We start from the raw sequence: 23411 nt of genomic DNA on the forward strand, positions 1-23411 counted from the left end.
CATGAGCCGCCCGAGCCACTGATTCCCCTTCATTCCCTGCTCCGTAAGCCATCAATTAAATTGTGCTCTACGTCACAATTTAACAGTAGCGTTCAGGAAAGGCGACTACGGAACCGTGACAAGCCAAAGCTTGCACAAGACTGACTTTCAAGCCGCCAGACGCCCCATGCCGCCAGCGGTGGTGGCGTCGAGGAATGCAGAAAATAACGCAACAAAGTTACGAAAAAAGTCAGCCGCTGACTATTTGGCCGGTGGCGAACGACGCTCTCACGATGCGGCCTTGCGCCACCTCGTAAATGCAGAGCATCTCTACCGTTCCCCGGCCTTCGGGGAAATTCCGCGTGATCTCTTCCAGATCGACGACCAACGCACCCATCACCGTGCGGCTGACAAGGCGGGCATGGAGATCCGGTTCGGCAAAGCGGACCAGGATGCGCTGACGCAACTCATCCTGCCCGCGAGCCAGCCGTTCGCCGTGCAGCACATGCTGCTCGGCGTCCGGAGCGTACGTGGCCAGCCACGCGTCCACGTCCTTGCGGTTGTACGCCTCCTGCTGCCGTTGAACCACGGCAGCTGGATCGTCCGTTCCGCAAGGAACACTCATGCTCAGCGCATGATGCCCGTGTGGCCCAGTGAGTAGCGGCCCGGCTGCGGCCACACCGCGAGGCCGTGCGGCTCCTGGCCAACCTTGATCTTGCGCACCTGGCCGGTGCTGGTGTCGATGGCATAGACCTCGTCATCGAAACGACCCGACAGCCACAACACCTTGCCGTCCGCGCTCACGTTGCCCATGTCCGGGCTGCCACCACCGGGAATCGGCCAGTTCGCCACCACTTTCTGCGTGGCGAAATCGATCACCGACACGCTGCCCTTGCCGCCGCGCGGACCATGCACCTTGTTCGAACCGCGGTTGGCGACATACAGCTTGCTGCCATCACGGCTGGGGTACAGGCCATGCGTGCCCACGCCCGTCTTGATGAAACCGATCTGCTTGAAGTTCTCGCTGTCGATCAGGTACACGCCGTCGGCCATCATGTCGGCCACGTAGAAGGTCTTGCCATCCGGAGAGGAACGGATGTCCTGCGGCATGCCCTTCTTGGACAGGTCCAGGTAGCCCATCACCTTGCGGTTGACCATGTCGATCTTCACCAGCTTGCCGGTGAATTCACAGGTGAAGATGGCGAACTTGCCGTCGATGGAGAACTCGGCGTGGTTGATGCCCTTGCACTCCGGCGCGCTGATGCTGGAGTGCTCGGCCATGGTGTGCGCATCGCGGAAGTCCAGGCGCGCAAACGCCTCGGCCACCACGATGGCTTCCTTGCCGTCCGGCGTGAAGTACATGTTGTACGGATCATCCACCGGAATGGCCGTGCCGGGCTTGCCCGTGCGCGGATCGATCGGGGTCAGGCTGCCGGTCTTCTTGCGCTCGGCGTTGTTGGTCGCCCACAGCGTGCGCATGTCCCACGACGGCACGACGTGCTGCGGACCCTCGCCCACCTTGAACTTGTCCACAACCTTGTAGGTGGTCGGGTCGATCACGTAGACGTCGTTGGAACGCAGGTTCGGCACATAGATGCGCTCGAGGTCGTTCTTCACTGCCGGACTCAGGTGGCCGGCGCCCGACTCGGTGTACATGTTGGCCGGATTGATCACCGGCGGCATGCCAGGCACGGTGGTCACGGACGAAGCCGCCAGTGCAGTGCCGCCCAGGCACGCTGCGGCGAACGCGAGCGGTGCGAGACGGAACAGGCGGGAGGAACGCAGGGATTTAGCGATGGCCATGGGTCACAACTTGTTTGAGTGATTCGGGGAAAGTCAGTGCGCCTGCGTGTCGCGACGCAAGGCATTGACGGTATTTAACACAATAGCATCCACGCCCAGCTGACCGAGATCAGCCGAGGAACGTTTCGGATCACCGCCATACACGCCGTCGGCCGCGCCCAGCCTGGGGCCGTGCTGCAGGCGATCCAGGCGCACCATCTGCGGGTCGACGGCGAGCTGCAGCGAGGTATCGGCGAGCCCGGCATGCGTGCCGATCTCGTCGTCCTTGATGCCGTGCTGGCGAAGGATCTGGTCGAAGCCTTCGGACGAGGTGGCGTAGTACTCCGGCGGCACGATGGCGCGGGCCTTGCCGCCCCAAGCCTTGTTCAATTTCGCGGCGACGCGGTCCAGGTCTTTCAGATAGCCGCCGTGATCGCCAAGAAAGACCACATTGCGAAAGCCGTGCACGGCAAAGCTCTGCGCGGCCGATTCCAGCATGGCCTCGAAGGCCGCATCGGAAATGGTGATGGTGCCGGGAAAGCGCATGTGCGAACTGGGCGGCGCCGTGTTGCCTTCCGGCACGTAGGCCACCACCGGCGCAACCAGTGCATTGCCCAGGCGTTCGGCGATCTTCTGCGAAAGAAACGCCGCACGTGCGTTGTGCTTGCCCACGGCAATGCCCGGACCACTTTGTTCCGTGCCGCCGATGGGAATGATGATGGTGGTCTTGCCGGCCTGGACCTGATCGCGGATCTCGGTCCACGTGAGGTCCTGAAGTTGCACCGTGCGGGGTGTCTGGGCGAAGGCGCCTGAAGCGCTCAGTAGCAACAGCCCGCAAACAAGGGCACGCAACGACGGGTAAGGCATTGGATCGTCCTGAAAAACCAGGCGCCAAGTGTAAAGCCACGATGGGGGGAGCGCACCCTTCACGCCATGGCGTGCCACAGTCACTTTCCATCGTCCGGAGGGCGCGTCGCCGCTGGGTTTCAAGGGCTATACAGGCTTTTCATCCGCCCCGTGGTTTGTTCCGCGCCAGGGGAATTGCCCTGCTGATGCCAGAGAGCCCGCCATGCGTCGCCATCTCTTTGCCCTCGGTGTCGCCCTTTCCTCCTCCGTTGCCACGCTCTCCTCCTACGCGTGCACGCGCACGCTCTATGTCGGCGAGGACAACACCGTCATCACCGGCCGCAACATGGATTGGTCGGAAGACATGGGTTCGAACATGTGGATCTTCCCCGCCGGCATCCATCACGACGGCAATGCAGGGCCCAATTCACCGAAATGGACGTCGCGCTACGGCAGCGTGATCATCGCCGGCTATGACATCGGCAGCGTCGATGGCATCAACGAGAAAGGCCTGGTGATGAATGCGCTTTACCTGGCCGAGACCGACTTCGGCAAGCCCAATCCCAAGCGCCCGCACATGGCGATCAGTCTGTGGGGCCAGTACATCCTCGACAACTTCCCGAACGTGGATGAAGCGGTGAGAGCATTGGCGAAGGAGCCATTCCAGATCATCGCTCCACCGCTACCCAACGGAAAACCGCTCACCATCCACATGTCGATATCCGACGCCACAGGCGACTCGGCGATCTTCGAATACATCGATGGCAAGCTCGTGATCCATCACGGTCGCCAGTACAAGGTGATGACGAACTCGCCCATCTACGACAAGCAGCTTGCGCTGTACGAATACTGGGAAAGCATCGGCGGATTGAAATTCCTGCCCGGCACCAACCGTGCGGCGGATCGCTTCGCGCGCGCGTCGTTCCTGCTCGACGCCGTGCCCAAGAAACCCGATCCGAACTACATCAAGGGCGTGCCCAACCAGGACTATCAATTCCAGGCCGTGGCCGAAGTGTTGAGCGTGCAGCGCGCGGTAAGCGTGCCGGTAGGCATTTCCACGCCGGATCAACCCAACCTGTCGTCAACGATCTGGCACACCGTGGCGGACCAGAAGAACCTCACCTATTACTTCGATTCGGCCACCACGCCAAACACGTTCTGGGTAGACCTGCACAAGCTCGACCTGAAACCTGGCGCCCCGGTGAAAAAACTCACCATGGCGGGCGGCCGTGTGTATTCGGGTGAAGTATCGGGACAATTCGTGGAAACGCCGTCATTCAAGTTCATGCCGGCGCCAGCGCCGTAAAACAAAACCCTTACGAATGCCGATGCACTTTGTGGGAGCGCACCCTGTGCGCGACTGGCACCTATCACGCCATACGCAGTGGAAGGTGTTTGCCACCGTTCTTCACGTGGCCTTTCGCAGTCGCGCACAGGGTGCGCTCCCACAAGGAAAATGACGCGCTATTAGCTGGATGACGCCTCGGAACGCCTTCATTCAAATTCATGCCTGCGCCGGCGTCGTAAACCGAGCGGTAGCGTGCTCCTTGTAGGAGCGCACTTGTGCGCGACAGCAACGCCGTGTCGCTGCTTCAGTCAAATGGTGGTGCGCGCTTTTGCATATCCCAAAGCCGACGCGCCCCTGCATGCTGCGGTCGCGCACAAGTGCGCTCCTACAAAGGATTTAGTCGTGGTGAAGCAACTTTCCTGCGGCGAAAGTCGCCGGGATGCTAGCTGGCTGACGCCTCAGGGTGGCGCGCCTTCCACGCCGCCAGCTCTTCGCGATACTTGCCCATCGCTTCATCGTAGAAATCGAAGATGCAGGGCACACAGCCCTGGCCGCAGCAGTCTTCGTCGTCAGGGCGCTGCGGTGGCGTGGGTGGTGGATCGTTGGAGGGCGCGGGTGCGCCCTCCACGGTGTTTTGCGTTGAGTCGGTCAAACGGAGTGCACCACTGGGAAATCAACCGGGCTTGCGGAATCGATAGACGAACTGGTCGGTGTGACCACGGATCGACTTGTCGAATACCTTGATGTTGTGGGGGTCTTTCGGATTGCGCAGCACATCGCTTTCCCCGTCGAACACAAAACCGACCGACTCCACCTGCTTCTTCACGATGGCCGGATCGATGCGATGCAACGTGTCGGTATCGCGCATGCCCGAGCCCGCTTCGGCCACGTGATCGACCACCACGAACAGGCCGCCGGGCTTGAGCGAATCGAACACCTGCTTGTCGAACGTCACCGGGTCCACGCCACCCATGAACTTGTCCGGATAGTCGTGATAGTTCTGCGAGGTGAAGACCAGGTCCACCTTTTCCGGCGTCTTGAACTCATTGGCCGGCTCGATCAATACGCCGACATTGGCGTAATGCGGATTGGCCACCAGCGCCTTCGTCGCCTGCACGTCCGACTGCGCTTCCTTGCCGTATTCGTTCGGCCACACGGCGAATACCTTGCCCTTGGGGCCCACGATGACACTGAACACGCGGGTGAAATAACCGCTGCCCGGGATCAGGTCCACCACGGACTGGCCCGGTTTCACCTGCGCGAACGTCATGAGGTCGGCAATCTTGCGGCGATCGTCGTTCGCCGTGTCGTCCTTGCGGGCGGGATCGTTGACGGCGGCGGTGACGTAGGAAGGAACTTCTGTCGAAGCCGCCAGTGCAGCGGTGACAGGGAAAGCAAGGGCTACCAGCACTGCAAGAACGGTCGGACGCATGACGTACTCCGTGTGATGGGTGTGGGGCGCCAATTCTGCGCCCCCACAGAATAAACCGCAGCCATGCGTTTCGGCACGGTCCCCCGTCGCGTTATTTGCTTTTACCCGGGCCGGCCAGCGTGGTCAGCAGCACGTGCCAATAGGTGACGTCGTCATAGAAGCCCTTCACCGGCACGCGTTCGTTGAGGCCATGGGCGAACGAATCGCTGTCCTTCATGAACATGCCGTTGACGCCATAGGTGGGAATGCCGGCAGCGCGGAAATAGATGCCATCCGTCGCGCCCGACTCCTGCTCCGGCGTAACGTTCACGCCCGGACGAATAGCGTGAACGGCCTTGGTGACCGCGGCCACCACGTCGGGGCGCAGCGGCGACGGATCGCTGGCGATGGCCTTGCCCACCAGGGTTACATCCACCTTCGAGCCAACGACGTCCTGCAACGTCTTGCGCACGGTGTCGATCGCGACGCCAGGGAAAATGCGGCAATTGATATTGGCGGTGGCGGACTGGGGAAGCGCATTGTCGGCATGACCACCGTGCAGCATGGTGGCCACGCAGGTGGTGCGCGTCTTGCCCACTTCGGCGTATTCCGTGGAAAGCACGCCAATGGCGGCTGCATCGTGCGGATTGTTGGCAAAGTCACGCATGGCCTGCCCCACCTTGCCCTCGCGCGTGGCGCCTTCGGCCTTGAACTGGGCCAGCGTGGTGTCGTTCCACATCACCGGAAACTGGTACGCCTGGACTTTCTTCAGCGCATCCGCCAGCTCATAGATGGCGTTGTCCTGTCGTGGCTCCGAGCTGTGGCCGCCCGGGTTGCGTGTCGTCAACTCGAAATCCGCATAGGCCTTTTCCGCCGTCTGCAGCCCGAACACCAGCGGCTTGCCGTCCTCGCCGAGCACGCCGCCACCGGCGTCCGTGTTCAACGCAAACTCGGCATCGACCAGATCGCGGTGGTTCTTCACCAGGTCGTCCATGGTGTCCTGCGAGGTTTCCTCGTCGCCCGTGTAAACGATGATGAGGTCGCGCGTAGGCACGAAGCCGGCCTTCTTCAACTGGATGAAGTTGGCGGCAAGCACGGTGACGCCGCTCTTGATGTCTTCCGTGCCGCGTCCGTAGAAGTAGCCGTCTTCCTCGATGAGCTTGAACGGGTCGCGCTGCCAGTCTTCCGGCTTGGCCGTGACCACGTCCATGTGCGCCATCAGCGCAATGGGTTTGCCGCCCGTGCCATTGCCGCGATAGCGCACCACCATGGCAGCGGTTTCGCCATGCGGGATGATATGGATGTCCGCATCCGGGAAGCCTGCCGCGCGGAACTGGTCGGCAAGGTAGTTCGCCATCACTGGTACCTGCCCTTGCCCGATCTCCGTCTTGAACGCGATGAGGTGGCTGAAGATGTCCCGTGCCTGGACCTGGTTGGCATCGGGCGTGGCCGCCATGGCGGGAAGCGCGACCGAGCAGGTCAGCAGGGAGGCAAGCAAGGGCTTCAGCATGGACAGGTCACCGACAACGGAAAAGGTGCCGTGAGTATGTCCTTTCGGCCGTCCGCCGGACAGCGTGACTTGCGGCCGACATCCAGCCGATTCCGCCTCACGGCGCAGGATTGCGCGATGGCCGCTTGCGGGAGCAAGCTGGCATCGCCGGAAGCATCCCCAGGCCCGGCGCCCACATCGAAGCAACACCACGCCGCAAGGAGGAAGAACATGGCTTTCTCTGCACGTGTTTCCGCAGCTCCCCTCGCCCAGATCAACGTGACGCCGCTGGTGGACGTCCTGCTGGTGCTGCTCGTGATCACCATGATCACCTCGCCGGTGCTCACCCACAAACTGAAGCTCGACCTTCCGCAACCCGGTATCACGAATCACATGACACCGGCGGACACGGTGCAATTGTCCATTCGCCCCGACGGGACCATGGTATGGAACGATGTGCCACTCGATGCCGCCATGCTGTCGAGCCAACTCGCCATCGCGGGGCACCAGGGCAAGCCGGTGCACCTGGTGATCGACCCTGCCGATGGCGTTTCGTACCAGACTGTGGCGGGCGTGATTGCCGAAGCGAAGGAACAAGGGCTGCAGCACATCGACTTCATGGCGTCACGTTGACGTCATGCCCGTGCATCTCCACGAAGGTGCCCAGGCGCCTTCGTGGAGATCGCGGAAACGTCGCCATCACATGTTCCCCACATAGGCAAACCGTTCCGAAAGGCGCATGAAAATGCGGCGCATTATTGTGCTGGCGTGCACATAGCCAGACCTACGCTTTCTCCCGTGCGACCCACCGCACTGCAGGAGGAACGTCGATGAAACACGATTCGCGCATCGCTCTACGCCACCAGCTCGCTGCCGCCGCGTTTGCCGTGGCGTGGATGGCGCTGCCCATGCAGGCGTTGGCTCAGTACCACCATGATCCGCACGGCCACCCGCCCCCGCCGCCGCATTACAACCACTACGACTACCACCACGACGACCACTATCACCATGACGATGGCGGTGCCATCGTGGCCGGTGCATTGCTGGGCGTTGCCGCAGGCGTCGCCATTTCCAGCAGCCAACCGCAGCCGCCGCCGACGGTGGTCTACACGTCGCCGCCGCCCCCGCCTCCGCCGGGCGTCGTTTACTACAACAACGGCTACTGATCGCTGCCGCCACTTTCTGCCAAGGGAATACCGACGATGAAAACCACGCTTCGTAGTCTCACGTTGCCGGCGTTGATCGCGTTCGCGCTGGCAGCCGGCCCGGCCATGGCGCAGCAGGGAACGCCCGAAACCGCGCCGCCTGCCGCAGCGGCACAAAAGCCACCCACCACCACGCCGAAGTCGGCGCAGGATCATGGTCAGAAGCATGCGGATGCGGTGGAGCAACGCATCGCCGACCTGCACGCGCAGCTGAAGATCACCGATCAGCAGTCCAAGCAATGGGATGCGTTTGCGCAGACCATGCGCGACAACGCCCGCAAGGCCGATGAGGCCTTCCGCGAACGCGCGCAGAAGCTGCCGACCATGAGCGCGCCCGATGCGATGAAGTCGTACGCCGACCTCACGGAAACGCACGCGGACAACATGAAGAAGCTGTCATCGTCCTTCAGTGATCTGTATGACGTGTTGTCGCCGGACCAGAAGCAGATTGCCGACGCGATGTATCGCGGCAAGGCGCCGGGCGCGCCGCGCAAGGGCAAGAGTTCGTCGACCGCCGTATCGTCGGCGACGCATTGAGCGTGCATTGAGCGAAAGTGCTTGAACCGAACGCGGCACGACGCAAGTCGTGCCGCTTTTTTTATTCCCGGACGTGCATGTCGCCGCTCAACCGCACGCAATGCAAGGTGTCGAGCGCCCCAAGCTGATCGCTGGCGTCGTAGGTCACGTAGTGCAGCTCGCTTACCCGCAGCGTGAGCGTGGAAGGTGGAACACCGGCAAGGCGCTCCCGCACCACCTCGGCACTCACGCGCACCCGATACAACCCGAGCGTGATGTGCGGCACGTAAGGCCCTTGTCGTACTTCCCTGCTCGTCTCGCCAAGCGTCTGACGCCACCCCGCCAGTCGCCCTTGCGGATCACCCACGGGAATGAATGCGGCGCTCGCAAAGCTGTCGAGACCGGCCAACGGTAGATCGCAGGCAGTACTCGAATGTCGTAACAGCGTTGCCAACTGATGCTCCAGCTGCTGCGGCGAAAAGTCATCGTTGCGATTCCCTGCGCCGTGGAATCCGCAAACGAATACCGTCAGATGCGGCTGTCGTCGTGGACTGGGATGGATCAGATCGGCCAATTGTCGGCGGGCGGTGTCGACATAGTCGAGCAAGGCGGGATCGTCGATGGGCGCCACCCACACGCCGTAACGCGCACGCCCCTTGCGCCACTCGGGGTAGTCGCGCAGCTCGGCCACCAGGGTTTCGGCGGGGCCCGCCATGGCATCGGAAAAAAGCATCTGCCGATGGTAGCGGCTGCACGAAGCCCGGTGCCGCCCCTGCGGAAAGTCATGTCGCCTGCCATGCTGCCCGCCACTAAAGTGGCATGCGCCAGATACCAGGAGAACGCCGTGGCCCGTTCGCGTCATCCCGTACTCGCTGCCATTCTCTGGGGCGGCCTTGTCGCCGGCACGCTGGACGTTGGCGCCGCATCCCTCATCAGCGGCTACAACCCGCTCATCATCCTCAGGTACATCGCCGGCGGATTGCTGGGTAAAGCGGCCTTGACGGGTGGCATGAACGAGGCCGCGCTCGGCCTGGGACTGCAATGGGCCATGTCCCTGATCATCGCCGCGATCTTCGTGCTTGTCGTGGGCCGCCGCGTGGCGGCGACAAGACAGTGGCCGGTGTGGGGTGTCGCATACGGCGTGGTGATCTTCGCGGTGATGAACTACGTGGTGGTGCCGCTGTCCGCCCATCACCGGATGCCGCACTTCAGCACCTTCAGTTTCATCGCCAACCTGGCAGCCATGCTGCTGTTCGGCTGGATCATCGCGCTGTTCACGCGCAACAGGCTCGCCTGAGTCCTGCTGCGATCCTACAGTTGCGCAGTCGCTTGAGGCACACTGGCAACGCCGCAACGCCTGCCTGAATGATGGACGACAACCCCGACATGGCTGCCAACCGACCCGGCTGGTGCCTCTATTTGATCGAATGCCGTGACGGCTCGTATTACGCCGGCATCACCAACGATCTTGCATCGCGTTATCAGGCCCATGCCAGCGGCAAGGGCGCACGTTACACGCGGTCGCATCCGCCGCTTCGGTTGCTCGGTTCACGCGCCTATGAGAATCGCGCGGCGGCGTCACGGGCGGAATGGGAAATCAAGCAGCTGCCCAAGCATCGGAAGATGGCGTACCTGACGGCCGATACCACCAACGAAAACGCCGTCATGCCAGCCTCCCCGGCATGACGGCGTTCCTGCGGCTTTCGATCAGGACGGTTTCTTCAGCATCGCCGTGATCTTGTCCAGCTGCTCGCGATAGCCATCGAGCGTCTTCGCGGTTACTTCGGCAAATTGGTTGGCCTCGTCCCAGCGCCGTCCCTCGATGGCCTCGCGCACGCCCGGCACGGTCTTCACGCCGTAGCCAGTGAGCATGCCGGGGGCGTAGATCATGTGCTGGAACCAGGGGCGTCCCGGCAAGCCGGAGGCATTCGTCAGCGACTGCTCCATCTGCCCCATCAACGCGTTCACCTGCTGCTGTTGCGTGGCAGACAAGTTGAACCCGGCAGCGGCGCGCTGGCTGTAGGCCGCCTCGAACGCCTGCGCACTTTTCTTCAGCTTTTTGGCAGCATCATCGAGCGGTGCCAGCTTGATGTCCGGCACGTCCGAATCGCGTTCCGGCGGCAACACCGGGCGCGTGGGGTCGGAGACCAGCGCGTAGGCGTGCTTGTCGAGCAGCTGGTGTTGCTGCTCGGTGTCCTTGCGCGTGTCCTCCACCAGCTTGTGTAGCTGGTCGACATAGCGATCCAGCGTGTCGCTGAAATCGCCGAAGCGCACGGGCAGCACGCTCGCATCAGCGGTGCGCAGCACGATGTGTCCCGCCACCTTGGACAAGGCAACGCCGTACTGGAAGTCCGGATCACCGAAGCGCACGTAGTGATCGAACGAGTCGTACGCGGAGTGATAGACACCGGGGTTGTCGTCCTCGCCGCTGAAGCCGATGTCCAGCGACGCAACGCCCAGATGTTCGAGGAAGGCGCTGTAGTCGGAACCGGAGCCGAGCGCGGTAATCGGCACATCGCCGCCCGCCGATGCCAGCTTGGCGAATTCCTTGGCTTCGGCCTTGGCGTCCTTCGCGCTGCCGCTCACCATCACGTGCGCACGCATGCGCTCCAGCACGCTGCCCTTGGTTTCCGGATCGGTCACGCCGCCCGCCACCTGGTTCACCAGATGCTGATACGAGTGACTGCCGCCGGCTTCGAGGAAGCCGCGTCCGTTGGTATCGGAGTTGAGGTAAAGCACCGCTTTCTGCTTCAACTCGTCCGCATGCGTTTCGGCCCATTCGGTGGAGCCGAGCAGGCCGGGCTCTTCGCCGTCCCAGCTGGCGTAAACCAGTGTGCGTTGCGGCTTCCAGCCCTGCTTGTAGAGAGCGCCGATGGCTTTCGCTTCCGCGAGCAACGCGACATTGCCGGCAAGCGGGTCCCACGCGCCGAACACCCAGCCATCGTGGTGATTGCCCCGCACGATCCAGCGATCCGGCTCGGTGGAGCCCTTGATGGTGGCGATGACGTCGTACACCGGCTTCTGGGTCCAGTCGGACAGCACGGTCAGGTGCACGGGCGCCGAGCTGGGGCCGATGTGATACGTGATCGGCAGCCCGCCTCGCCAGTTGCCTGGTGCCACCGGTCCGGTGAGCGATTTCAGCAGCGGCGTGGCGTCCGCGTAGGAAATGGGCAGTACCGGGATCTTCAGGATGGTCTTGGCGTCCTTCAGGTCCAGGCGCTTGGCATCGGCCGTGGAACCGTAACCGGGTGTGAGCGGATCACCAGGGTACTGCTGCATGTCGGCGACGGAGCCGCGCTGCACGCCGTCTTCCGGGCGCCAGCCGCCCTGCGGATAGGTTTCGCCTTCCGCGTAGCCGTCATCGCGCGGATCGGAATAGATCAGGCAACCCACCGCGCCGTGCTGCTGCGCGAGCTTGGGCTTGAGGCCGCGCCAGCCGCCGCCGTAGCGCGTGATCACGATCTTGCCGCGCACGTCGATGCCGCGACGCGCGAGGTCCTTGTAGTCGTCCGGCATGCCGTAGTTCACGTACACCAGCGGCGCGCTTACGTCGCCATCGCCGCCGTAGACGTTGTACGGAGGCAGCACGCCCTCCTTGATGCTGGAAGTGGCATCGCCCGGCACGGCCGGCTCATGCAGCCTGGCGGTGTACGGGTGCGGGCCCTTCAGCTCCAGCGCCACTTTCTTCGGCGTGGGATAGAGCACGTTGAAGGTTTCGATGTGCGCGTCCCAGCCCCACTCCTTGAACTTCGCCAGCATGAACTCGGCGTTGGCCTTGTCATGCGGCGAGCCCACTTGGTTCGGCGCCGACGACATCTGCTTGAGCCATTCGCGTTGGTCAGCCGGATCGAGCAAGGCATCGAAACGCTGCTCAAGGCTCTGCTGTGCGGCAGCACCGTCGGCAGTGAAGCCACGCATGCCCTGGTCGCCGTGCGTGGTTTCATCCGCAGCCAGTGCGCTGCCCATGCCGGCCAGCAGGCACGCTGCCAGCAGCGGCCGTATCGTCAAACGAGTCATGCTTTGTCTCTCCCCAGCGTTAGCGAATGGATGCCGGCGCGCGCTCCCTTCGCGTCGGCTTTTTCAATGCTGTCGTGACACTTATACCGCCTGCCCTGCTGCTGTCGCGTAGGACAAAGGTCATGCTTGCGGCACATGGCCGCCTTCAGGGTGCGGACGTGGCCCGCGATGCCTTCCAGGCCGCCAGTCGCTGATCGATGTAGTCCTGGACGTCCGTTTCGCTCTGGAAGGACGGCATGACGTGGTACGTGCCGCCCTGCGCGTCGGGCACGGGCAGCCGCGATACCAGCTCGGCGTAAACCAGTTGCAGATGTGACGGTTCGCCAGCCGCCGGATTCCTGCCCTTGCTGGTCGGCGCAATCACGCCCGCCAACGGATCATCCGTGCGCGGCGTGGCCAGCGTCAGCACGTCGCCGACATCGACGGCCGCGGCATCGCGTGCGGTGAGCGCCGGCACGTCCCAGCGTTTTTCCACGGTGCTGAGTATCGATGTGTGATCGAACGGCATGCCGCCATCGGCCACCCGAAACACCGTGCCGGCCGCAATCAACGGAGAGATCAGCAACGTGGGCACACGCGGTCCGAAACGCTTGAAGTCGAAACCGTACTCGCCGGCGGTGGTATCAGGCGGCACCGCATTGGTCGGCGGCGCCACGTGGTCGTAGCAGCCGCCGTGTTCGTCGTAGGTCACGACCAGCAGCGTTTCGTTCCACAGCGGGCTGCTGCGCAAGGCAGTGTAGACATCATGGATCAGCTGTTCGCCCAGCGACACATCGTAGTTCGGGTGCTGGCTGTTGCCGCTGGAACCCCAGCTGGGTTCCAGAAACGTGTACGCCGCGAGCGTGCCGTTCGCCGCAGCCTTCTGGAAGTCTGCAAACTGTCCGAAGTTGGCATCGGGCGCACTTACCAGATCCGAATAGGTCATGCGCGTCAGCGGATCAGCGTTGTAGCCGTAGACGGCCCACGACACCTTTTTCTGGGTGAGCGACGCATAGATGGTCGGCGCGGTGAACGACTTGGTCGCATCGTCCATGTGACCTTGCGATGTCGCTGCGTGCGTGAACGCGCGATTGGGCAATGTTTCGGTGGGCACCGATCCGAACCAGTGATCGCACACCGCAAAACCGCGAGCGAGCGCCGACAGCACCGGCAAGGTCTGAGGCGTGTGCACGCCCATGATGTCCGAGGCGGTGGTACCGGCCAGGACGGAACGTTTTTCCTTGGTCTCCCATCCCAGCGTGTAGTCGAAGTCGCTGACGAAGCCGGCATTGGTGGCCACCGGCGGCACCGGCGCCGTGGTGCTGCCGAACAGTTGGGCATTCGTGGCGCTGTAGCCTTCGCCGGGATCGGCGCCGGGCATGAAATAAGTGCTGGTGGTGCCCGGCTCGATGGCAAACACCGTCACGGCCGCGCCGCCGTTGGCGCCGGGGTTGCTCTCCTTGCCGGTCAACCCTTCGAACGCCTGCCCTGTGGGCGATACGTTGCCGGTGTCTGCGTAGAGAAAACCCAGCATGTGGTCGAAGGAACGGTTCTCCAGCATCAGCACCACGATGTGATTGATCGCCGACAACCGGTTCGCTTTCGAAGTGGGCATGGCGCCGCCTTGGGCATCGCGAGGGATGCGGCCATTTCGCCGCGTGGGATGTCTGCATTCCATCATCGCCACGTGTCGACCGCGTGACCTGGCGCACATCCCGGCCATCGGGCCACGGCGGACTGAAGTTTCCCGGGCCAGCGCCGATAAACCCTTCGTCACACCCCTTCATGGCGGGACACCATGCTGCAAACGTCGCCGAACATCGCTTACCTCAAGGCCGCCTGGGCGGCTTTCGCCGGCATCAGCGGGGCTAACGCCACGCAAAGCTACGAGGCGGCGGGCCTGAGCTTCACGCGCATCAACCACTCCACCCTGGTGCGCAAGGGCGACGTGCAGGTGTCCACCATGCCCAACCACTACACGCGACACGAACTGCGCGTGGGCTTCCTGGGGCGCATCGAGAACGAAGTGCGCAAGGCAGTGGGCGAGATCGAAGCAGTGCTGTGGCGAGACCTGACCCTGCCGGAGGGTCACGAACTGGTCATCGAACTGGAGGATTGCCTGCGTCTGCTGCGCCGCCGTGGCCACCGCTCGCTGTCCATCTTCATCCAGCCTGCCTACGGCGCGGCGCCGGAGGTGAACGTGCGCGTGGAAATGCGCGTCTTCCTCGACTCGCCGCGCGCCTGTCTCTTCGCCCATGCGGCGGATGCGACCACCCACGGCTTCGTCGATCTGCTGGAAGAAGCACCCAAGCGCGTCCGCGTACCGCGCGAGCGCAGCTACGGCGAACTGGCCTCGCAGATGTGCGCCACGCTCAACCAGGCATTCGCCTCGTTCCCGCGCGCCCAGCTGGCCGCCTGATTCATTCCACCGGGATATAGATGTCCGTTTCCGAGGTCGGATCGTCTGGCCCGATGAAGCGTTCGTCGTAACGCTCGAACTCCACTCCCGCCTGTGCACGCAGCCCCAGCTTGGGCAGCAGGCGCGTGTGGATGGTGCGGAAGGTTTCACCCACGCGGGCGACCACGTCGCGGTGGGTGAACACGCCATATTTCTGGGCGGGCACCTGGAACTTCACCATGCCCTCGGGCACGGCCGCATCGTGCGCCACCGCCACGCCGGCCACATAACGCAGCATGCCGTCTGGCTGTGGCGTACATACGCCGTAGGAGACGCCCGTTTCGGTGCGGTGGCCAATCTCGTGTTCGCGGGGCAGGAACCGTCGCCACAGCGGCCCGATGTCGTTCGGGGTGCGTGCGATGTGCTCCATCCCGACCACCGTAAAGGCAGGCAACGACACGATCCGATGATCCATGACGACGACGTCCTCGCATTGGCTTGGCTGGCCCTAGCCTACGTCAATGGGCGGATGTGACAACAGGGTGAAAGTGGCCACTTGCAACACGCCGGGGATCCTGTCTCGCGCCAGGGCGGGATGTCGATAACCCGCTCGCCCGTTCGTCGCTGAGATAGACGCGGCATTCGCCCGGTCCGGCCGAACATGCGTTGCGTCCCCGTCCACAGCGTCCGAGGTCATCCGACATGAGCCAGGCTCCTCCCCTCGTTCCCGCGCCCGAACTGGTCAGGCGCAACGGCGTCACATTCGCGCGGGAAAGCGACGACTACCGGCGCGCCCGCAACGCCCTGCTCGCCGAGGAAATCGAGCTGCGCCGGCATATCGAACGCGTGGCCGAACAGCGCCGCGCCCTGCCCGCCGGGCCCGAAGTGCAAGGCGACTATCGTTTCGAGGGCGAACACGGCGCGGTCGATTTCGCAGGCCTGTTCGGCGACAAGCAGACGCTGGTGACCTACAGCTATATGTTCGGCCCGCAACGCGAGCGCCCCTGCCCCATGTGCACGTCGCTGCTGGGCGCATGGAACGGCGAGGCTCGTGACATCCAGCAACGCGTGGCCCTGGCCGTCATCGCCCGCTCGCCCATCGAACGGCTGCTCGCCTTCCGCAAGGAACGCGGCTGGAACGACCTGCCGCTGTACCAGGACATCAACGGCCAATTCAGCCGCGACTACTACGCCATTGGCGACGACGGCGGCGACAACCCGGCGTTCTGCGTGTTCACCCGGCGCGATGGCCACATCCGGCTGTTCTGGGCCGGCGAAATGGGCATGGAAACGGCCGACCCCGGGCAGGACCCGCGCGGCGCGCCCGACCTGATGCCTATCTGGACCATCCTCGACTGCGTGCCGGAGGGCCGTGGCGGCAACTGGTATCCCAAGCTGGACTACGAACGCTGATCAAGGCGACGGGCCGCCCGCGGACGGCCCGTCCCTGGTGTCATTGGCCCGGGGTTTTCAGGCAGTTCACCATCCAGCCCTTGCCGAACCGATCCGTGAGCATGCCGAAGCGGTGCGCCCAGAACGTCTCGCCGATCGCCATGGTGACCTCGCCGCCTTCCGACAACGCGGCGAACACGCGTTCCGCTTCATCGGGGCTGTCAACGCTCACGTTCACGCAGCCGGTGCTGCGCGTGCTGCCCGGCGGGCCGTCTGCACCCATCAGGATGCCGCTGGGCACTTCCAGTTGCGAATGCATCACGCGGCCGTGGGTTTCCGGCGGCATCTGCGCGGCCATGGGCGACTCGCCATAGCTCATGCGCGCCGTGACCTTGCCGTTGAACGCCTTGGCGTAGAAGTCGAAGGCTTCTCGTGCGCTGCCATCAAAATCGAGATAGGGAATGAATTGCATAAGGGCTACTCCTGCTGAGTGGGGACAGAGAGCCTTCGATAGGCGTGCCGCGCTGTCGCGCCATCGCCATCCGGGCCATCCTTGGAACACCGCGCCGAGGTTGCCGCGCGATGGTTCATGAGAATGACGAACGGGAGTCTCACGGATCGACATGGCGAAGCGATCAACCCGCCCTGCGTGCATTGCTTCGAGCGTGCACGCGTTTTGATGTCGGCCGTCAGACGCTGATCAGGCCGTCGTTTTCCATATCGGCAATCACGCGATTGCGGCCGGTGCGCTTGGCGCGATAAAGCGCGGCATCCGCCTCGCGGCGCAGGCGCGACAGCCCGTAGCCGAAGGTGTCCGTGCAGGCCACGCCAATGCTGGCGGAAAACGTGACGACAACACCTTCTGCCTGCACGGGCGAGCTTTCGATGGCCGACCTGACGCGACCCGCTACGGCCATGCCCTGCTCGCGCGTGCATTCGGGCAGCAGGATGCCGAATTCCTCGCCGCCCAGCCGGCCAAACAGGTCGGTCGGCCGCAGCTGGCGCTGGCACAACGCCACCGTATGCCTGAGCACTTCGTCACCGACCGCGTGACCGTGCGTGTCGTTGATCTGCTTGAAATGATCCAGGTCGATGGAGATCAGGCATGCGCCACCGGCCTTGCGTTCCAGCGAACGCAATACGCGCTCGGCTTCGGTCACGAAATGCTGGTGGTTGTAGATGCCGGTCAAACCGTCGCGACGGGAAAGCATCTGGAAACGCAGCTGCGAACGCTTGATGCGCAGCAGCCACAAGCCGATGGAAATCACCACCACCAGCAATAGCGCGATATATAGCCGACTGGTTTCCACCGCCTTGGTGTCCAGTTGCTGCTGCAGACGGAGAATGCTGTTCTGCTTGCTCAGCCCTTCGGCTTCCAGTCGCTGCGCCAGCAGGTGCTGCTGCACCGATGCATAGGCGATATTGCGCGCGCTGACGTCGTCGAGATAACCCTTGTCCTGCGCCACGTACTGCTCGTAATACGCCAGCGCGGCGACAGCATTACCGCGACGCTGTTCAATCTTGTACAGCACCTTGTAGGCATCGCGCAGCCACAAGTTCACGTCGGGCTTGTCGCTCATGCTGACCACGGCCAGCGCGGCCTTGCGCGCATTGTTGTCGTCACCGAGCCTTTCGTACGCCAGCGCAAACCCCGCCTGTACAGCGCGCTGGTGATAGAAATAGCGATTCGCCTCGATGCTGGGAGCGATGCGCGTAAACAATTCCAGCGCCTTCGCGGGCTGGTCTTCGACCATGTACAGGTTGGCCCGAAGCAATTGCATGGTGTTGGCGAACACCGGCTGCCCGGCAGAAAGGCAGGTGTCGATCGCCTGCGCAAACAGCGGACTGGACGATGCGATGCGATGACTGTCCTCCAGTGCGCTGACCTGCATGGAGAGCGGATTGCACAGCGATTCCCCGGGAGGAAGGCTGTCCTCCATCATCTTGGCGTACTTCACGCCCAGGTCGTCCTGGCCGGAAAACGTCATGAGCTGCGACAGGTTGGCCAGCACGGTGAAGCGCGCCAGGTTGTCCTTGATGTTGGGCAGGTCGGACGCCAGCCGATTGGCCAGCGTAAAAGCATCTTCGTAACGGCCGCTCAGGCCGAGATTGTTCATCAGCAGCGCGGTGGCCTTGGCCGCCAGCGCATTGTCACCGGAATGGTCGATGACATCCTGCAGCATGGCGTTGGCCTTGACGGTGTCGCCCTGGAAGGCCGATTGCCACGCGTCGAGGTAACGCAGATGCCACTGCTGCGCCGCTGTAAGCCGGGCGGCCTGATCGTGGATCTGGGTGAGCATGCGCAGGAACAGCGGATGATCGAGCGTGCGCACGCGCTCGATCTGGTCAAGCGGGTCCAGCGGTTCAGGCGTAGCGACGTTCGCCGCGCGCACCTGGCCGGCCAGCGCGAACGCGCAGAACACCAGCCCCGCCAAAGCGGGCCCCAGTGTCCTGCAACGCCAGCGATGCAGCATGTCGCCTCCGCTTAGTCGTGCGACAGCGCCAGACGAACCTCGGCATCAGGTTCCTCTTCGTCCTCGCGCTCGGGTTCGTCCTCGGGAAAGGTCTGCGAGCTTTGCGGCGACATCATTGGCCGATAGCCGAACTCCTGCGCAAGCCACGCGCTGTCGCCCGACGCCACCGCGGCAAGCAATGCCTCGGAGGCTTCAGCGGCTTCGAGCGTGCTGGTGAGTTCGTCCGTCGAGGCATGCCGCAGCGTTGCGTCCTGCCCAATGGCCTCCAGCCAATCCATCGTGTCGGTCATACATCCCCCTGTGGTGTTGGTGATGCAACAGCATGATGAAACATGATGACGGTCGCCATCGGTTCCTTTCACCACGCCGCCTGCCTGCGGGCCCTCTAAACCCGAGGCGTGCGGCGATCGCCTTGCTTTACGCCGGCACGCCGGCGTTCTCCTGCTCGTCCAGTGCGGCCAGTCTGGCCTGCATGGCGAGGTTGGGTTTCAGACGCTGCGCCGGCGGCAACACGACCGTTTCCTCGGCGGTCAATTCAATCGACGGCAAGTCACGCAATGCAACGCGGCGAATGCGCGGCTTCTGGATTGGCAACGTGGCCGCCCGGTAGACGATCACTTCGTGATCGAGCGGGTAGTCCTTGCTGAGTAGATCCACCAGCACCTGCCGATACGCCGGCCCGGTCTGGAAGCGTGCCAGCGAACGGTCGCCGACCAGTCCCACCTGCCACAGCACCAGGTAGCCAGTGGGATCGATGCGGCGCTCGAACAACAGCAGCTGGCTGGCCTCGAAATGCTGGCAGCCGAAGCGGCCCGGATCGATGCCCAGATCGGCATAGAGGCAGTCCTCGGCAGAAATGCCAGGCTCCATGTGCGCCGCATAACCTTCGGCGCGGGCGATCTCGATGACCTTGTGCGGCGACCACGCAAAGATGCCGGGATGCCCGTAAAACACGCCGCAAACGCGTTTGCCGGCGCGCACCTCGGTCATCATCAGCTCGACCCACTGCTGGTAGGTCGTAAACCGCGACTTGCCTTCGCGGTAGTACGACTGAAGGCTGCGGACGTCCGGATGCATGCGCTGCAGCCACATTTCCACGATGCCATCGGAAAGCCCGGCGAAAACCACATCCGCCTGCATGATGTGACTGCGCGCCAGCGGCGTGAGATGCGAACCCAGGGTCATGCCCAAACCGACGCAGGCGAGGCTGCCCTGGCTGGCACGGCTCGGCATGGGGGTCGTAGGCATCGTCATTCGCAGATAGTAGGGCAATTTCCCACGTGCGGGGGCGCCAAGAGACATATGACCAATTGGCGAACCGGCGCCTTCCCCAACCTGTCGCTCGTGCCGAGGCGCCTGAGGTTTCGCCGGTTCAGCCCGTCGGAAACAGGCCTTGGCCATCTGGCCGAGAGACAGGCCCAACGCAGGGATGTTGTCCACCATCGGGCGATGCAGGCGGGTTGCGTTTGCAGCGCCCCGTCGACACAGTGCACGGTCCCCTCGCACGCTACAGGACGCACGGATGCGAACGTTTCGAACAGCCATGCTGGTTGCCGCCCTTTCGTGTTCGCCCGGTGTGCTCGCGGGCACTCGTGTCGATCTCACGCTTCCCACGTTGATCGATCGCCTGTTGGCTACTGGCACGGTGGTTCCCACCACGCCGGCTCGCGTCTTCCAAGTCACGGGCATCCGCTTCCCCTCGCCCGGGCCTGACGGCAGGTCGTGGTCCAGCGACGCGCTGGAGCTCGCCGACGGCGTGCAGGTGAACCACGTCGAGTTGCGGGTCTACGCCCATCAGGACCCGTCCATCGGAAGCATCCACATCAGCCTCGACACGAAGCACTGCGTGGCTCCCGATGCCCTGGTTTCGCGCTACGCCTTGACAGGTTTCCATGGCGAACCCGCGCCCGCACCGCCTGCCGCGGGCTACGCCCTTTCCAGCGAACCCATTCCCTTTCGCTACGCCAAGTACAGGCGCATGCCATGGGGCCTGTTCGCGGCAGGCATCGAAGGATATTCAGAGCGGCTGGGACTACCCACTTGCGTCACGGGTATCACGCTTCGGCAGGTGTCTGCCGACGAAGACGCGATGTGGCGCGAATGACCAGGCGAACGGAACCGCGTCACGTCACGTTCTCCTGTCACTGAAACGTCGCTTGCAGTCGCGGCTGGCAGTGGGCAAGCTTCCGCGTTTTGCCAACCGGAGTTCCCATGTCCCAGCAAGAGACCATCATCCAGATCATGCCCGCCACGGGTTGGGTTGCCGTGTTCGACGAGAACGGCGACGAGAGTGCCGAGGCGCTCGTGTGCTTTGCGCTGGTGGAATCGGTGCAGAACGGCACCACGCGCCGTGACGTGCGCCCGATGCTGGTGAATGGCAAGGAGATCAGCTTTGCCGACGCCGCACCCAACTACCTGCGCGTTGAAGAACTCGAAACCTTCGAAGACGAAGGCGACGAGGAAGAAGAAGACGAGGAAGACGGCGAGTAATCGCTCCGCTCCCCTGTCACGCGAACTGCCGGCCCTGAAGCCGGCAGTTTCGTTTTCAGCCCCCGATATCCATCACGACCTTGCCCCTGGCTTCGCGGCGTTCGACCAGCGCGTGCGCGGCGGCAGCGGCAACCAGACCGAAGCGATGAGGGTCGACAAGCGGTGTGATCTTCCCCGTCTCGGCCAACCGCCTGACATCGCCCAGGATCTCGCCATGATGCTCGCGCCCCTCGCCGGTAAGCAGCGGCAACAAGGTGAACACGCCCGAATACGTACCCGCCCGAAATGACAGCGGTGCCAGCGCATGCGTGCCCCAGCCGAGTGCGCTCACCACGTGCCCGAACCGGCGTACGGCCTTGAACGAGGCATCCAGACCCGTACCGCCGACGGTGTCGTAGACGATGTCGAAACCGCGGCCATCGGTGTAGTCGGCGACCACCCGTTCCACGGGCAGCTCGCGGTCGATCGCGGTCGCGCCCCAGGCTTCGATCTGCGCGGACTTGGACGCGGCATCCACTGCAAACACGCGGGCACCGAAGGCACGCGCCAGCTGGATGACCGCGTTGCCCACGCCACCCGCGCCCTGCACCAGCACCGTCTGGCCGGCCTTCACCTGTGCGCGATCCACCAGCCCTTCCCAGGCGGTGATGTAGGCCAGTGGCAGCGACGCCGCTTCGCGCATGCTGAAGTGCGCCGGCTTGATGGCCAGCAGCCGCGCATCCACGGCGGCGTATTCGGCCAGCGAACCCTGCACGCCACCCACGCCGCCCGTCATGCCGTACACCTCGTCACCGGCATGGAACCCGGTGACACCCTCACCCACGCTTTCCACCACACCGGCCATGTCGATGCCCAGGATGACGGGCAGCGGATGCCGGGCGTGCTCCGCCTTGCCGGCGCGGATCTTGAGATCCAGCGGGTTGACGCCGCTGGCCGCTACACGCACCAGCACCTGCCCGGGTCCCGCCACCGGGCGGGCCACGGTGGTGATGCGGAAATCGCTGCCATATTGCTCAAGCACGGCGGCTTGCATGGTGGCTGAGGTGTTCATGGCGCTCTCTCGTTAGGTTCGGATAACCAACAAGCTACGCCAGTATAAATTGCATGAAAACCAAAGAAAATGCACCATACTCATGCAAATTTGCATGACCACGCCGGAGCCAATGCATGGAATGGAGCGACCTGCGCATCCTCCTCGCCATCGCCCGCGAGGGGACGCTGGGCGCTGCCGCCCGATCCCTCGGCCAGACCCAGCCCACCATGGGCCGGCGGCTTCGCGCGCTGGAATCGGCACTGGGACAAACGCTGTTCCAGCGCACCAGCGACGGCTTCGTTCTTACCGAAGAAGGCACGCTGGTGGTGCGGCACGCCGAGCGCATGGAGCAGGAAGTGCTGGCCTTCCAGCGCGAACTGGCCGGGCAGCACCAGGAGCTTGAGGGCCTGCTTCGGCTCACCTCGTCCGACTGGTTCGGTGCACACGTGCTGCCACCCGTGCTTGCCGAGTTTTCGCGCGCGCATCCGCGCGTCACCCTGGAACTGCTCACCGACACGCGCTTCCTCAGCCTTGCCCGTCGCGAGGCCGATCTCGCCTTCCGCATCCGGCCGTTCGACGAGCCCGACGTGGTGTCGCGCAAGCTGCTGCGCATGCCCTACGGGCTTTACATCAAGCAGGGAATGCCGCCGCCGAAGGCGGGGGATGGCGCCGGTGCATCGCTCATCACCATGGACCAGGCATTCGGCGACATGCCGGATGTCGCATGGCTTCAAGCGCACTACCCCAACGCCATCGTGGCGTTTCGCAGCAACGCCCGTGAGGTGCACGCGCGCCTGTGCGCTCAGGGCGCGGGAATGGCCGTGCTACCTCGACCGCTGGGCGATGCAACCCCGGGCATCGAGCGCATCGAGACCAGGGAAGAACCACCTTCGCGCGACACCTGGATCGGCTACCACCGCGACCTGCGCCGACTGGCCCGGCTGCGTGCACTGATCGACCTGGTGATCGATCGACTGGCGGCTGACTGAGCCTTACCGGCACGGCTTTTGTATCCCTGTGTATCTGGCCCGGCTCCCGTTACACAGCCTTGCAAACCCGGCCCGCCTGCACACAAAGCCAACACATCCGCATGGTCTCCTAAGCGCCTTCCA

General features: G+C 63.7%; 26 protein-coding genes. 11 read left to right on the plus strand and 15 right to left on the minus strand.

Annotated elements, in window-relative coordinates:
* Nucleotides 1–229: 229 nt before the first annotated feature.
* The 3 genes from DK366_RS16395 to DK366_RS16405 are packed head-to-tail and all read right to left on the minus strand — an operon-like array spanning nt 230 to nt 2544.
* Nucleotides 230–604: a nuclear transport factor 2 family protein gene (locus tag DK366_RS16395; protein ID WP_109126642.1), complete on the minus strand. Its 375-nt coding sequence runs from the start codon at nt 602–604 to the stop codon at nt 230–232.
* A 2-nt stretch (nt 605–606) separates the two neighbouring features.
* Complete coding sequence (locus DK366_RS16400; RefSeq protein ID WP_109126643.1) at nt 607–1782, minus strand: hypothetical protein; 1176 nt, start codon at nt 1780–1782, stop codon at nt 607–609.
* 33 nt (nt 1783–1815) lie between these two features.
* Nucleotides 1816–2544: a creatininase family protein gene (locus DK366_RS16405; protein WP_232821084.1), complete on the minus strand. Its 729-nt coding sequence runs from the start codon at nt 2542–2544 to the stop codon at nt 1816–1818.
* A gap of 286 nt (nt 2545–2830) precedes the next feature.
* Between DK366_RS16405 and DK366_RS16410 the strand changes: the two genes are divergently transcribed.
* The gene (locus DK366_RS16410; protein ID WP_109126645.1) at nt 2831–3913 is read left to right on the plus strand and encodes a linear amide C-N hydrolase; all 1083 of its coding nucleotides are present in this window, start codon (nt 2831–2833) and stop codon (nt 3911–3913) included.
* Between the two features lie 424 nt (nt 3914–4337).
* Here the strand turns inward: DK366_RS16410 and DK366_RS16415 are convergent, their stop codons facing one another.
* The 3 genes from DK366_RS16415 to DK366_RS16425 form a co-directional block, all read right to left on the minus strand.
* Nucleotides 4338–4547 (minus strand): oxidoreductase-like domain-containing protein, encoded by a 210-nt coding sequence (locus tag DK366_RS16415; RefSeq protein ID WP_232821085.1) that lies wholly within the window; start codon nt 4545–4547, stop codon nt 4338–4340.
* Between the two features lie 21 nt (nt 4548–4568).
* Nucleotides 4569–5327, minus strand: coding sequence for a class I SAM-dependent methyltransferase (locus tag DK366_RS16420; protein ID WP_109126647.1), 759 nt, complete (start codon nt 5325–5327; stop codon nt 4569–4571).
* 91 nt (nt 5328–5418) lie between these two features.
* On the minus strand, nt 5419–6816 hold the full coding sequence (locus DK366_RS16425) for a M20/M25/M40 family metallo-hydrolase (RefSeq protein ID WP_109126648.1): 1398 nt from the start codon (nt 6814–6816) through the stop codon (nt 5419–5421).
* 210 nt (nt 6817–7026) lie between these two features.
* On the opposite strand from DK366_RS16425, the gene DK366_RS16430 reads away from it, so the two are divergent.
* The 3 genes from DK366_RS16430 (at nt 7027) to DK366_RS16440 (ending at nt 8537) form a co-directional block, all read left to right on the plus strand.
* Nucleotides 7027–7428, plus strand: coding sequence for a biopolymer transporter ExbD (locus tag DK366_RS16430; RefSeq protein ID WP_109126649.1), 402 nt, complete (start codon nt 7027–7029; stop codon nt 7426–7428).
* 197 nt (nt 7429–7625) lie between these two features.
* On the plus strand, nt 7626–7961 hold the full coding sequence (locus DK366_RS16435; protein WP_109126650.1) for a hypothetical protein: 336 nt from the start codon (nt 7626–7628) through the stop codon (nt 7959–7961).
* Nucleotides 7962–7997: 36 nt separating this feature from the next.
* Nucleotides 7998–8537, plus strand: coding sequence for a Spy/CpxP family protein refolding chaperone (locus DK366_RS16440; RefSeq protein ID WP_109126651.1), 540 nt, complete (start codon nt 7998–8000; stop codon nt 8535–8537).
* A gap of 61 nt (nt 8538–8598) precedes the next feature.
* Here the strand turns inward: DK366_RS16440 and DK366_RS16445 are convergent, their stop codons facing one another.
* A complete protein-coding gene (locus tag DK366_RS16445; protein ID WP_157956594.1) occupies nt 8599–9249 on the minus strand; it encodes a 2'-5' RNA ligase family protein in 651 nt (216 codons plus the stop codon).
* A 111-nt stretch (nt 9250–9360) separates the two neighbouring features.
* Here DK366_RS16445 and DK366_RS16450 point away from each other — a divergent pair, with 111 nt between their 5' ends.
* Both DK366_RS16450 and DK366_RS16455 read left to right on the plus strand, forming a co-directional pair.
* Nucleotides 9361–9813 (plus strand): hypothetical protein, encoded by a 453-nt coding sequence (locus DK366_RS16450; RefSeq protein WP_109126694.1) that lies wholly within the window; start codon nt 9361–9363, stop codon nt 9811–9813.
* 89 nt (nt 9814–9902) lie between these two features.
* Complete coding sequence (locus tag DK366_RS16455) at nt 9903–10202, plus strand: GIY-YIG nuclease family protein (protein ID WP_109126695.1); 300 nt, start codon at nt 9903–9905, stop codon at nt 10200–10202.
* A 21-nt stretch (nt 10203–10223) separates the two neighbouring features.
* On the opposite strand, the gene DK366_RS16460 is transcribed toward DK366_RS16455, so the two are convergent.
* Nucleotides 10224–12533 carry a transferrin receptor-like dimerization domain-containing protein gene (locus tag DK366_RS16460; RefSeq protein ID WP_109126653.1) on the minus strand — a complete coding sequence of 770 codons (2310 nt, stop codon included), beginning with the start codon at nt 12531–12533 and terminating at the stop codon, nt 10224–10226.
* 145 nt (nt 12534–12678) lie between these two features.
* On the minus strand, nt 12679–14127 hold the full coding sequence (locus tag DK366_RS16465) for an alkaline phosphatase family protein (RefSeq protein WP_109126654.1): 1449 nt from the start codon (nt 14125–14127) through the stop codon (nt 12679–12681).
* 183 nt (nt 14128–14310) lie between these two features.
* Between DK366_RS16465 and DK366_RS16470 the strand changes: the two genes are divergently transcribed.
* Nucleotides 14311–14931 (plus strand): hypothetical protein, encoded by a 621-nt coding sequence (locus tag DK366_RS16470; RefSeq protein ID WP_109126655.1) that lies wholly within the window; start codon nt 14311–14313, stop codon nt 14929–14931.
* Between the two features lies 1 nt (nt 14932).
* Here DK366_RS16470 and DK366_RS16475 read toward each other — a convergent pair whose 3' ends face one another.
* Entirely contained in the window at nt 14933–15385 is a 453-nt protein-coding gene (locus DK366_RS16475; RefSeq protein ID WP_109126656.1) for a GyrI-like domain-containing protein, read from the minus strand.
* Nucleotides 15386–15612: 227 nt separating this feature from the next.
* Here DK366_RS16475 and DK366_RS16480 point away from each other — a divergent pair, with 227 nt between their 5' ends.
* Nucleotides 15613–16323: a DUF899 family protein gene (locus DK366_RS16480; RefSeq protein ID WP_109126657.1), complete on the plus strand. Its 711-nt coding sequence runs from the start codon at nt 15613–15615 to the stop codon at nt 16321–16323.
* Between the two features lie 40 nt (nt 16324–16363).
* Here the strand turns inward: DK366_RS16480 and DK366_RS16485 are convergent, their stop codons facing one another.
* The 4 genes from DK366_RS16485 to DK366_RS16500 form a co-directional block, all read right to left on the minus strand.
* A complete protein-coding gene (locus DK366_RS16485; protein ID WP_109126658.1) occupies nt 16364–16774 on the minus strand; it encodes a VOC family protein in 411 nt (136 codons plus the stop codon).
* 217 nt (nt 16775–16991) lie between these two features.
* Nucleotides 16992–18776 (minus strand): GGDEF domain-containing protein, encoded by a 1785-nt coding sequence (locus DK366_RS16490; RefSeq protein ID WP_109126659.1) that lies wholly within the window; start codon nt 18774–18776, stop codon nt 16992–16994.
* Nucleotides 18777–18787: 11 nt separating this feature from the next.
* A complete protein-coding gene (locus DK366_RS16495) occupies nt 18788–19066 on the minus strand; it encodes a hypothetical protein (protein WP_109126660.1) in 279 nt (92 codons plus the stop codon).
* A 127-nt stretch (nt 19067–19193) separates the two neighbouring features.
* The gene (locus DK366_RS16500) at nt 19194–20024 is read right to left on the minus strand and encodes an SAM-dependent methyltransferase (protein ID WP_255412604.1); all 831 of its coding nucleotides are present in this window, start codon (nt 20022–20024) and stop codon (nt 19194–19196) included.
* 274 nt (nt 20025–20298) lie between these two features.
* Between DK366_RS16500 and DK366_RS16505 the strand changes: the two genes are divergently transcribed.
* Both DK366_RS16505 and DK366_RS16510 read left to right on the plus strand, forming a co-directional pair.
* Nucleotides 20299–20880, plus strand: a complete 582-nt coding sequence (locus DK366_RS16505; protein WP_157956595.1) for a hypothetical protein — start codon at nt 20299–20301, stop codon at nt 20878–20880.
* Between the two features lie 107 nt (nt 20881–20987).
* The gene (locus DK366_RS16510; protein ID WP_109126663.1) at nt 20988–21266 is read left to right on the plus strand and encodes a hypothetical protein; all 279 of its coding nucleotides are present in this window, start codon (nt 20988–20990) and stop codon (nt 21264–21266) included.
* 55 nt (nt 21267–21321) lie between these two features.
* Here DK366_RS16510 and DK366_RS16515 read toward each other — a convergent pair whose 3' ends face one another.
* Nucleotides 21322–22317, minus strand: a complete 996-nt coding sequence (locus DK366_RS16515) for a zinc-dependent alcohol dehydrogenase family protein (protein WP_198651605.1) — start codon at nt 22315–22317, stop codon at nt 21322–21324.
* 116 nt (nt 22318–22433) lie between these two features.
* Here DK366_RS16515 and DK366_RS16520 point away from each other — a divergent pair, with 116 nt between their 5' ends.
* Nucleotides 22434–23288, plus strand: a complete 855-nt coding sequence (locus tag DK366_RS16520; RefSeq protein WP_109126664.1) for a LysR family transcriptional regulator — start codon at nt 22434–22436, stop codon at nt 23286–23288.
* Nucleotides 23289–23411 lie beyond the last annotated feature (123 nt).

The sequence above is a fragment of the Dyella sp. C11 genome (assembly GCF_003121485.1).
Taxonomy (GTDB): domain Bacteria; phylum Pseudomonadota; class Gammaproteobacteria; order Xanthomonadales; family Rhodanobacteraceae; genus Dyella.

Bases quoted from the DNA above. Each gene is read 5' to 3' on its own strand.
- DK366_RS16395 (WP_109126642.1), bottom strand. From the start codon at position 604: ATGAGTGTTCCTTGCGGAACGGACGATCCAGCTGCCGTGGTTCAACGG.
- DK366_RS16400 (WP_109126643.1), bottom strand. From the start codon at position 1,782: ATGGCCATCGCTAAATCCCTGCGTTCCTCCCGCCTGTTCCGTCTCGCA.
- DK366_RS16410 (WP_109126645.1), top strand. From the start codon at position 2,831: ATGCGTCGCCATCTCTTTGCCCTCGGTGTCGCCCTTTCCTCCTCCGTT.
- DK366_RS16420 (WP_109126647.1), bottom strand. From the start codon at position 5,327: ATGCGTCCGACCGTTCTTGCAGTGCTGGTAGCCCTTGCTTTCCCTGTC.
- DK366_RS16425 (WP_109126648.1), bottom strand. From the start codon at position 6,816: ATGCTGAAGCCCTTGCTTGCCTCCCTGCTGACCTGCTCGGTCGCGCTT.
- DK366_RS16430 (WP_109126649.1), top strand. From the start codon at position 7,027: ATGGCTTTCTCTGCACGTGTTTCCGCAGCTCCCCTCGCCCAGATCAAC.
- DK366_RS16435 (WP_109126650.1), top strand. From the start codon at position 7,626: ATGAAACACGATTCGCGCATCGCTCTACGCCACCAGCTCGCTGCCGCC.
- DK366_RS16440 (WP_109126651.1), top strand. From the start codon at position 7,998: ATGAAAACCACGCTTCGTAGTCTCACGTTGCCGGCGTTGATCGCGTTC.
- DK366_RS16445 (WP_157956594.1), bottom strand. From the start codon at position 9,249: ATGCTTTTTTCCGATGCCATGGCGGGCCCCGCCGAAACCCTGGTGGCC.
- DK366_RS16455 (WP_109126695.1), top strand. From the start codon at position 9,903: ATGGCTGCCAACCGACCCGGCTGGTGCCTCTATTTGATCGAATGCCGT.
- DK366_RS16460 (WP_109126653.1), bottom strand. From the start codon at position 12,533: ATGACTCGTTTGACGATACGGCCGCTGCTGGCAGCGTGCCTGCTGGCC.
- DK366_RS16465 (WP_109126654.1), bottom strand. From the start codon at position 14,127: ATGCCCACTTCGAAAGCGAACCGGTTGTCGGCGATCAATCACATCGTG.
- DK366_RS16470 (WP_109126655.1), top strand. From the start codon at position 14,311: ATGCTGCAAACGTCGCCGAACATCGCTTACCTCAAGGCCGCCTGGGCG.
- DK366_RS16475 (WP_109126656.1), bottom strand. From the start codon at position 15,385: ATGGATCATCGGATCGTGTCGTTGCCTGCCTTTACGGTGGTCGGGATG.
- DK366_RS16480 (WP_109126657.1), top strand. From the start codon at position 15,613: ATGAGCCAGGCTCCTCCCCTCGTTCCCGCGCCCGAACTGGTCAGGCGC.
- DK366_RS16485 (WP_109126658.1), bottom strand. From the start codon at position 16,774: ATGCAATTCATTCCCTATCTCGATTTTGATGGCAGCGCACGAGAAGCC.
- DK366_RS16490 (WP_109126659.1), bottom strand. From the start codon at position 18,776: ATGCTGCATCGCTGGCGTTGCAGGACACTGGGGCCCGCTTTGGCGGGG.
- DK366_RS16495 (WP_109126660.1), bottom strand. From the start codon at position 19,066: ATGACCGACACGATGGATTGGCTGGAGGCCATTGGGCAGGACGCAACG.
- DK366_RS16500 (WP_255412604.1), bottom strand. From the start codon at position 20,024: ATGCCTACGACCCCCATGCCGAGCCGTGCCAGCCAGGGCAGCCTCGCC.
- DK366_RS16505 (WP_157956595.1), top strand. From the start codon at position 20,299: ATGCGAACGTTTCGAACAGCCATGCTGGTTGCCGCCCTTTCGTGTTCG.
- DK366_RS16510 (WP_109126663.1), top strand. From the start codon at position 20,988: ATGTCCCAGCAAGAGACCATCATCCAGATCATGCCCGCCACGGGTTGG.
- DK366_RS16515 (WP_198651605.1), bottom strand. From the start codon at position 22,317: ATGAACACCTCAGCCACCATGCAAGCCGCCGTGCTTGAGCAATATGGC.
- DK366_RS16520 (WP_109126664.1), top strand. From the start codon at position 22,434: ATGGAATGGAGCGACCTGCGCATCCTCCTCGCCATCGCCCGCGAGGGG.